The organism is Alcanivorax sp. UBA3183, assembly GCF_002364155.1.
GTDB lineage: Bacteria > Pseudomonadota > Gammaproteobacteria > Pseudomonadales > Alcanivoracaceae > Alcanivorax > Alcanivorax jadensis.
In genome coordinates this window covers 55801-62682 of sequence record NZ_DEXN01000047.1, presented here as the reverse complement: position 1 = coordinate 62682, position 6882 = coordinate 55801, and the positions used below count along the sequence as shown (strand labels likewise).

The 6882-nt window shown below is 58.8% G+C and carries 7 protein-coding genes; 2 read left to right on the top strand and 5 right to left on the bottom strand.

All coding sequences use genetic code 11. From position 1 onward, the window contains the following. The 3 genes from B3Q33_RS14820 to B3Q33_RS14810 all read right to left on the bottom strand — a co-directional run. Window positions 1-398 (bottom strand): TorF family putative porin (locus B3Q33_RS14820; RefSeq protein WP_286828519.1); only part of this gene is annotated, 398 nt, incomplete at its 3' end. A gap of 217 nt (window positions 399-615) precedes the next feature. Continuing rightward, window positions 616-1086 carry a hypothetical protein gene (locus B3Q33_RS14815; protein ID WP_035249227.1) on the bottom strand — a complete coding sequence of 157 codons (471 nt, stop codon included), beginning with the start codon at window positions 1084-1086 and terminating at the stop codon, window positions 616-618. A 145-nt stretch (window positions 1087-1231) separates the two neighbouring features. Beyond that, on the bottom strand, window positions 1232-2278 hold the full coding sequence (locus B3Q33_RS14810) for a M14 family zinc carboxypeptidase (protein ID WP_272974403.1): 1047 nt from the start codon (window positions 2276-2278) through the stop codon (window positions 1232-1234). A gap of 462 nt (window positions 2279-2740) precedes the next feature. Between B3Q33_RS14810 and B3Q33_RS14805 the strand changes: the two genes are divergently transcribed. After that, a complete protein-coding gene (locus B3Q33_RS14805; RefSeq protein WP_084573501.1) occupies window positions 2741-3463 on the top strand; it encodes a YiiX/YebB-like N1pC/P60 family cysteine hydrolase in 723 nt (240 codons plus the stop codon). On the opposite strand, the gene B3Q33_RS14800 is transcribed toward B3Q33_RS14805, so the two are convergent. Then, complete coding sequence (locus tag B3Q33_RS14800) at window positions 3363-3824, bottom strand: methyltransferase family protein (RefSeq protein WP_035249223.1); 462 nt, start codon at window positions 3822-3824, stop codon at window positions 3363-3365. The genes B3Q33_RS14805 and B3Q33_RS14800 overlap by 101 nt on opposite strands. A 323-nt stretch (window positions 3825-4147) precedes the next feature. Between B3Q33_RS14800 and B3Q33_RS14795 the strand changes: the two genes are divergently transcribed. Next, window positions 4148-5614 carry a PhoH family protein gene (locus B3Q33_RS14795; protein ID WP_035249221.1) on the top strand — a complete coding sequence of 489 codons (1467 nt, stop codon included), beginning with the start codon at window positions 4148-4150 and terminating at the stop codon, window positions 5612-5614. 143 nt (window positions 5615-5757) lie between these two features. Here the strand turns inward: B3Q33_RS14795 and B3Q33_RS14790 are convergent, their stop codons facing one another. Next, the gene (locus tag B3Q33_RS14790) at window positions 5758-6762 is read right to left on the bottom strand and encodes a hypothetical protein (protein ID WP_272974384.1); all 1005 of its coding nucleotides are present in this window, start codon (window positions 6760-6762) and stop codon (window positions 5758-5760) included. Between the last annotated feature and the right edge of the window lie 120 nt (window positions 6763-6882).

The following is a 6882-nucleotide window of genomic DNA, read 5'->3' as shown; positions in this document are numbered from 1 at the left end:
CTCAGGCCGGCAAAGCCTACACCCAGGTGGACTTCCTGAAAGTCGTCGCCAGATGCAGGGTCGTCGATTTCGGTGCCGCCAGCGGTGTAGTTATAGTCGATGTAGCTGATGTCGTAGCTCAGACCTTCAATCTCGCCACCGAAACCGGCGTACAGGTCGTACTCGGTGTCGTCGGTTTCAGACGATGCCCAGGCACCAGCGTACAGACCGGAAGTGTGGGAGTAGTCAACGCTACCATATACCGCAGCGCCGTTGGTCAGTTGCTGACCACGCCACAAGTACTGGCTGGAAGCGCCCAGGGTACCACTGACTTCAGCGGCAGCGATGGCCGGAGCCAGGCTGGCAGCCACGATGGAAGCGGCCAAAACGGTTTTCTTCAGACCAAATACGTTTTTCATGTGCAACCCTCTTAACAAGTCTAATTCGTTCAATGTGCGCTGGTGACGCACCGCCTTTTCGGCTCGAAAGAGATATTGCAGAGAGCGTGCCAACTATTTTTTATTTATATAAAACAGTGACTTGATAGTTTGTGACGAGGAAAGGGGGGATTTAACAAAGGGGAAACAGACAATGCGGTGCGCGAACTTGGTGCCGCGCACCGCATTGGTGCGCATATTATGGGCACTGCCAGTCAGTCAGCACGGCATCCACACTGGCGCCGCTGGCATCTTTCAGTGACAGACCACATTGACCGTTCTCATGGACAAAGTGTGCCTGGTAGTCACCGCCGGCCTGAGGGGCAAACTGCAGGGCCACTTTGCAGCGGTCACGGCTATTGTCAGCCTGGCGGCGGTTATAGATGACGCCAATGCGGGTGGCTGGGGCAATGTCGACAGTGGTGGTGACCTGGGGACTTTTCTTCATGGTTTTCAGTAAGTCGTCCAGAGCCCCACCGCTCACCGGGTTTTGCGACAGCGCGTATTCCGTTGACTTGAAGCCCTTGCCGGGCACACAGACCACCGGTTGAGCTGCTGTGTTGTTGCTGGTGAAGGTGACCTGGGCGGTATCGCCGCTGGTCGGTGGCTGGTAGTTCAGGTGCTGACAACCGGCCAGCAGGGCCAGGGGGGCAAGAATCAGGGCTTTCATGGTGTGTCCTTATCGAGGCGTTTGGCAAAGTGTAAGTCAGCCGGGCGGCGGACCCAATGGGCTTTTCTGTTGCAAGGTCGGGGCCATGAATGGCGTCTTGGGTATACGATGCACTGAGAGGGGGCGTTTTGCAGATGCTCAGCGGCTAGTCAGCGTCCCCAAACCAGTGGGCAATGGCCTGCCGAGTCAGCGCCGATTTTTCCCGGGTAGTGGGTAGCCAGTTACCGGCGTTGGCGGTCATGGCGGTGAGAAACTCGAACAGGGGCAGGTGCTGGCGCAGTACCCGATGATGGCGGTGGCCGATTACCGGATTGAAATAGCCGAAAAAATCCAGCATTTGCCGTGGGTTCTTGCGTACCCACAGCCAGGAGCCCATTTCCAGGGTAAACGGCAGGAAGGTGTGATGCGGTGCCCGATCTTGGGCATCGTCGTAAAGGTAATCCCACAGGTCGCCATGGGTGGTGTAGTTCACCGACTGCGGCTCGATCAGGTAGGGATGATGGTGAGGATAGGTGTCTTCGAAATGCTGCTTGAGCCGGAATACTTCGCCGATATGGGGAATGGGGCGATGGCTGCGGGCGTAACAGCACCAGATCCGGTCGCGCCGGCCAAAGCCACTGTGACAGTCCAGGCTCATGGAAAACGGCGCCGGCATCAGCTTTTCCCGCACCACCCGGATGACCGCCTGGGCTTCCGGCTCCATGGGCGCGCCACTTTTGCCCCGGTACCAGGGCAGATGGCGGCTGATGCGGTGGCCGCCCACCAGAAAAGGCACCCGGCCCATGGCATCGATAGGGGCGTTACGCATCAGGTCCACGCCATTGGGGTTGCTGCGGGTGCGCTTCCAGATGCCGCCGGGGTTGATCATCGGCATGAACACCAGTCGCACCTGCTCCAGCCGCCGATGCAGTTGGTCGTCCCACTGCAAACGATGAATAAGACTGTGCAGCCAGGACATCAACACCTGGCTGCCGATCCGCTCCACGCCATGAACGCCACCAAAAAAACCGATGACCGGCACGCCGGGAGAAGTGCTGCCCATTTCGATTACCCGCACCGGCAATGACAACTCACCCATTGGCACCTTATGAACCGTGGACACACGCAGGTGACGCTCACCATGACGAATCAGTGCATCCAGGTGCAGAAGCTCGGGCAGATGGCGTTGCAGCAGGTAGAGCTTGTCTTCCATAGGCGGGGGCGGGACAGGCAAAGAGGATTGCACAGGGTAACGACGGTAGATAACAGGAATGTGACGATGTTTGACCTGCATGTTATCCCCCGGGTATCTACGAAGCCGCTGTAGGAGCGGATCTTGAGCCGCGAACCTCGCGAAGCGAGGAAATCGACCGAAGGGCGATCAGGGATTTCCGGGCTCGACAGGTGTCTTTAGAAGGAGCCGGTGGTTACCTGGTACATTTCCTTCGCTGTCGCTCGGATTCGCACCTCAAGAGGTGTTATTCGCTGCGCTCACCCCTTCGGGGCCGCCCTGCGGGCGTTACTCCGCTACGCTCCGTTCCTACGGCGGCGCTGTAGAGAGATAGGCAGTTTTTCTTCACCAAACCGTGACGCCACTGTCAGCGAACCGTCACGACATTTTTCTAGTGTGGCCTCAGGATAGTCCTGCAACGGATAAGAGCCTGTGGCTGTGCCCATGACAATGCCTCTTGAGTCTGCTTGCTCACTGCGAACCGGGGATCTGCTGTTGTTCTCTGGCCGTGGTTTTACCAGTGAGGTGATCCGGGTCTTTACCCGCAGCCCCTGGAGTCATATCGGTATGGTGGTGCACCTGCCCGGCAATCCCGACCCTCTGGTTCTTGAGTCCACCACCCTCAGTGAATCGTCGGATGTAACTCTGGGATGCCCGGTGGCCGGTGTGGCGCTGGTACCGCTGGCGGACAAGCTGCGTGATTACCCCGGCACGGTGGCGTTGCGCCGTCGGCATGGCCCCCCCTTGAGTGACCGGCAGCAGCAACTGCTGGCGCGGATGGTGAAGCGCCTGCTTCATCGTCCCTACAAGAACTACGTGCTGTGCAACGCCCTGGACGTGCTGACAGGCTTTACCCGCAAGCCGGATCAGCGTGGCTGGTTCTGTTCGGAGCTGGTCGCCGAACTGTACCGCCGGCTAGGGTGGCTGCCCCGGCAGACCCGCGCCAGCAGCCTGGTGCCGGGCCATTTCGGCTCGCGCCACATGCGTTTGCAACACGGCAAGCTGGGCGCGGTGGAATTTCTCAAGGCCGGGTCGCAGGCAATCGCTATCCACGCCCGTGTCAGTGCTACAACCAGCGCCGTACCCGTTGCCGATACGCCTGCCATTGTTCCCCGAACTGCTGGGCGTGAAACGCTTCTTCCGCCGCAATCACATGCTGCTGGATGACCCAGACAATCGGCACCAGCATGATCAGCATGCCCGCGCTGTGCTGGCTCAGGGCCATGGCCAGGTACAGGGCAGTGAAACCCAGGTAGATCGGGTTGCGGCTCAGCCGGAACACACCACCGGTAAGCAGCTGGCTGGCAGGGCGATGGGGGACCAGAGTGGTGCGCGCCAGGCGCAGCTGAAGGACCGCGGCCAACACCAGAGCGGTGCCGATTACGGCCAGGGCCAGTATCACCCAGCGGTCCCCGGGGAACGTGGGAGCGGGCAGGGTAAGGGCCTGATCAATGCCATAGCCCATCAGCAAGCCGCCCAGGTACAGGGCCGGCGGCGGCATCATCACGTGCGGGTGCTCAAGGGGCATGGCGATAACCTGTTTTCAGAAAAAGGAGAGAAACAACCAGTGGGAATTCTAAACGCTATGACAACCGTCTGCCTGCCCGTCGGCAAACTTTGCGAGGTTTTCTATTGATCATTTCGAAAAAGCTGGGTTATGGTATTTCCAACCCCCGCCATTGCGGGAGTGATCGCGATCAAAAGCTGTTACAGCTGCTGCAACTGAACCGCCAGAAGGCTTAAACCAACGGCGGCAGGCGCAGGCGTCACTCTCGCTTTCTCAGACCAAGAGCCAGATCTGACGCCCAAGCCAAATGCCGCCCACTGATGCAACCGCCACAGGGGATACGCATGGAAGAGCGCGCGGCCAGACTTCACACCCTCTCCATCAACCACGCAAGCGCCAACCAGAACGATTCAACCCTCGACCAAGAGCAACAAAAAACCTACGTCATTGATACCAACGTGTTAATCCACGATCCGAACTCGTTGCTCAACTTTGAGGAACATCGGGTGGTGATTCCCATGACGGTGCTGGAGGAGCTGGACAAGCTGAAGAGCGGTAACAAATCCCACACGGCGGCGGATTGTCGTGCAGCCATTCGCCAGATCGACCGGGTGCTGGGCAGCGCCACGCCAGCGCAGGTGGAAGCGGGCATCCCCATTCCCCGTGGTCCGGAGACAGTCACCCAGGGCACGCTGACGGTGCTGATGTCGAAAACCGGCGAGCTGAATGCCCCCCTGCCCAATGACCTCAACGACAACCGCATCATCAATGATGTGGTGGCCATGCAGGCCAGTCAGCCGGAGCGGCGTTTCATTCTGGTCACCAAGGACATCAACATGCGCCTCAAGGCGCGGGCCTGTGGCATCGAATCGGAGGATTATCACAACGATCAGCTGGTGACGGACATCAAGCAGCTAACCCGTGGCTATTTCGAGGTGCCCGGCTCCTTCTGGGATCAGGTGACCCAGGTGGAAACCGAGCAGGTGGGCGCCGATACCCTGCACCATCTATCCCACGGCTTGCTGGTCAGCGAGATTCTGGGTGAAGAAGTCTATCCCAACCAGTACATCATCGATGAGCAGGGGTTCGTCGGGCGTGTGCTGGATGTGGACAACGGCGTGGTGACCCTACGCCATTACAAGGCGGACAGTCTGCTCGACCAGGAGGTCTGGGGCTTGCGGCCGAAGAACCTGCAGCAGGCCATGGCCCTGCAACTGTTAATGGATCCGGATGTGCATCTGGTGACGCTCACCGGGGCGGCCGGTTCCGGCAAGACCATTCTGGCGCTGGCCGCCGCGATCGAAATGACGGTGGAGCAGAAACGCTTCAACAAGATCATTGCCACCCGCTCCACGCCGCCGCTGGCAGAAGAGCATGGTTTCCTGCCGGGCACCGAAGAGGAAAAAATGGATCCCTGGCTGGGGGCCATCAACGACAACATAGAGGCGCTGCACCTGAACGATGAAAACCCTTCCGGCAGCATTCAGTATGTGAAGGAAAAGGCCAATATCCAGTTCAAGGCGATGAACTATATCCGCGGGCGCAGCTTCCAGAAATCCCTGATCCTGATCGACGAAAGCCAGAACCTGACCCCCCATCAGATGAAGGCGATCATCACCCGGGCCGGGGAAGGCTCCAAGGTGGTGTGCCTGGGCAACCTCGCCCAGATCGACACCCCGTACCTGTCACCCACCAGCTCCGGCCTCACCTACATGACCGAACGTTTCAAGCGCTTCGTCCATGGGGGTTCGGTTCAGCTGAACGGGGTGCCGAGGTCGTTGCTGGCGGAATATGCGGAGCAGTTTCTTTAATTGATAATTGAGAATGGATAATTGATAACGTCGGCCATGAATGATTGGCATGACCCCAACGTAAGAGGCCGCGCCCAGACTCTGGGCGCGGCCTCTGCTGTTTCAGTCAAGATTGCGCAGATCGCGCCGTTATCAATTCTCAACTATCCATTATCAATTATCTTTTTACACGCTTCCGACTGATAAAAATCATCCAGCACCCACTGAATAAACGGTTCCAGCACGCCCTGTTCAATGAGGACGGTAGCGCCGCGGGCCAGGGCGGGGGCGGTGATTTCACGAACCTGCTCTTCGCTGATCTTCATGCCTTCCAGCAGGGTTTGCAGGGGCATGTCGCTGAGGGATTGAACGGCGGCGTGGATGCCTACGCTGACCAGTTGGCGGGTGTAATCCAGACGGGCAGTTTCGTCACCGATGGCACAACTCTGGCTGACCACTTCATCAATGGTGCCGGCGGGTACCAGCTTCAGATAGTCGGCGGGCTTGAGAGGAGCCACGCGCTGATAGCCGTCCCGGGCCAGTTGCTCTATGCGCTCGTTGGTCAGTTGCTTGTTCAGCCACTGCTCGCCGGTTTTCAGCGTGACGCGGATATTCTTTCGCAGATAGTCGCGGATGGATTCTTCCATGCCGCCCATTGCCTTGCCGACCATGCTCTTGCGGCCCATTTTCATCACACTGCTGACGCCGGGAAGTTTGGCCAGGGCGTTCTCTTCCAACAGAAAGTTCTTGATGCCGGTGTAGAGCATTTCGCTGACCATTTCGCTGACCAGCGGATGGTTCATGGCGGCGTGGACGGCTTTCTCGCGCAGGGTCTGCAGCTTCAGTACCTGCTCCAGAATCGCTTCGAAATGGTCTTCGCTGAGTAGTTCGCCCACGGTGGCAGGGTCTTTTTCGGCGGCTTCCCAGACCGCCTTGCTGACGTCGCTGACGACACCCTGCAGGCCCTGGGCGCTGAGCGCTTGTTGCAGCCATTGATCCACTACGGTGGTCAGGGAGTCACTGTCTACCAGTTTGCCCAGCGGTACCGCGCCCAGGCTGCCGCTGGCCTGGGCCATCAGGGCCTGCCAGTGTTCCTCGTTTTGCAGTTGTGCACAAAGGTGTGCCTGGTGCGCATCGCGCAGGGCGGAGATCAGTTGAGCGGATGACATGGTAGTAAAACCTCTTTTTATTGATTCAGAGCAATACCCTCAATCGGCGATGGCCGTTTAATAGTTCCGGTGCGGTGGCCTTGCGAGGGTTTCTGGTCGCTGACTCTATCTTGCTGGAAG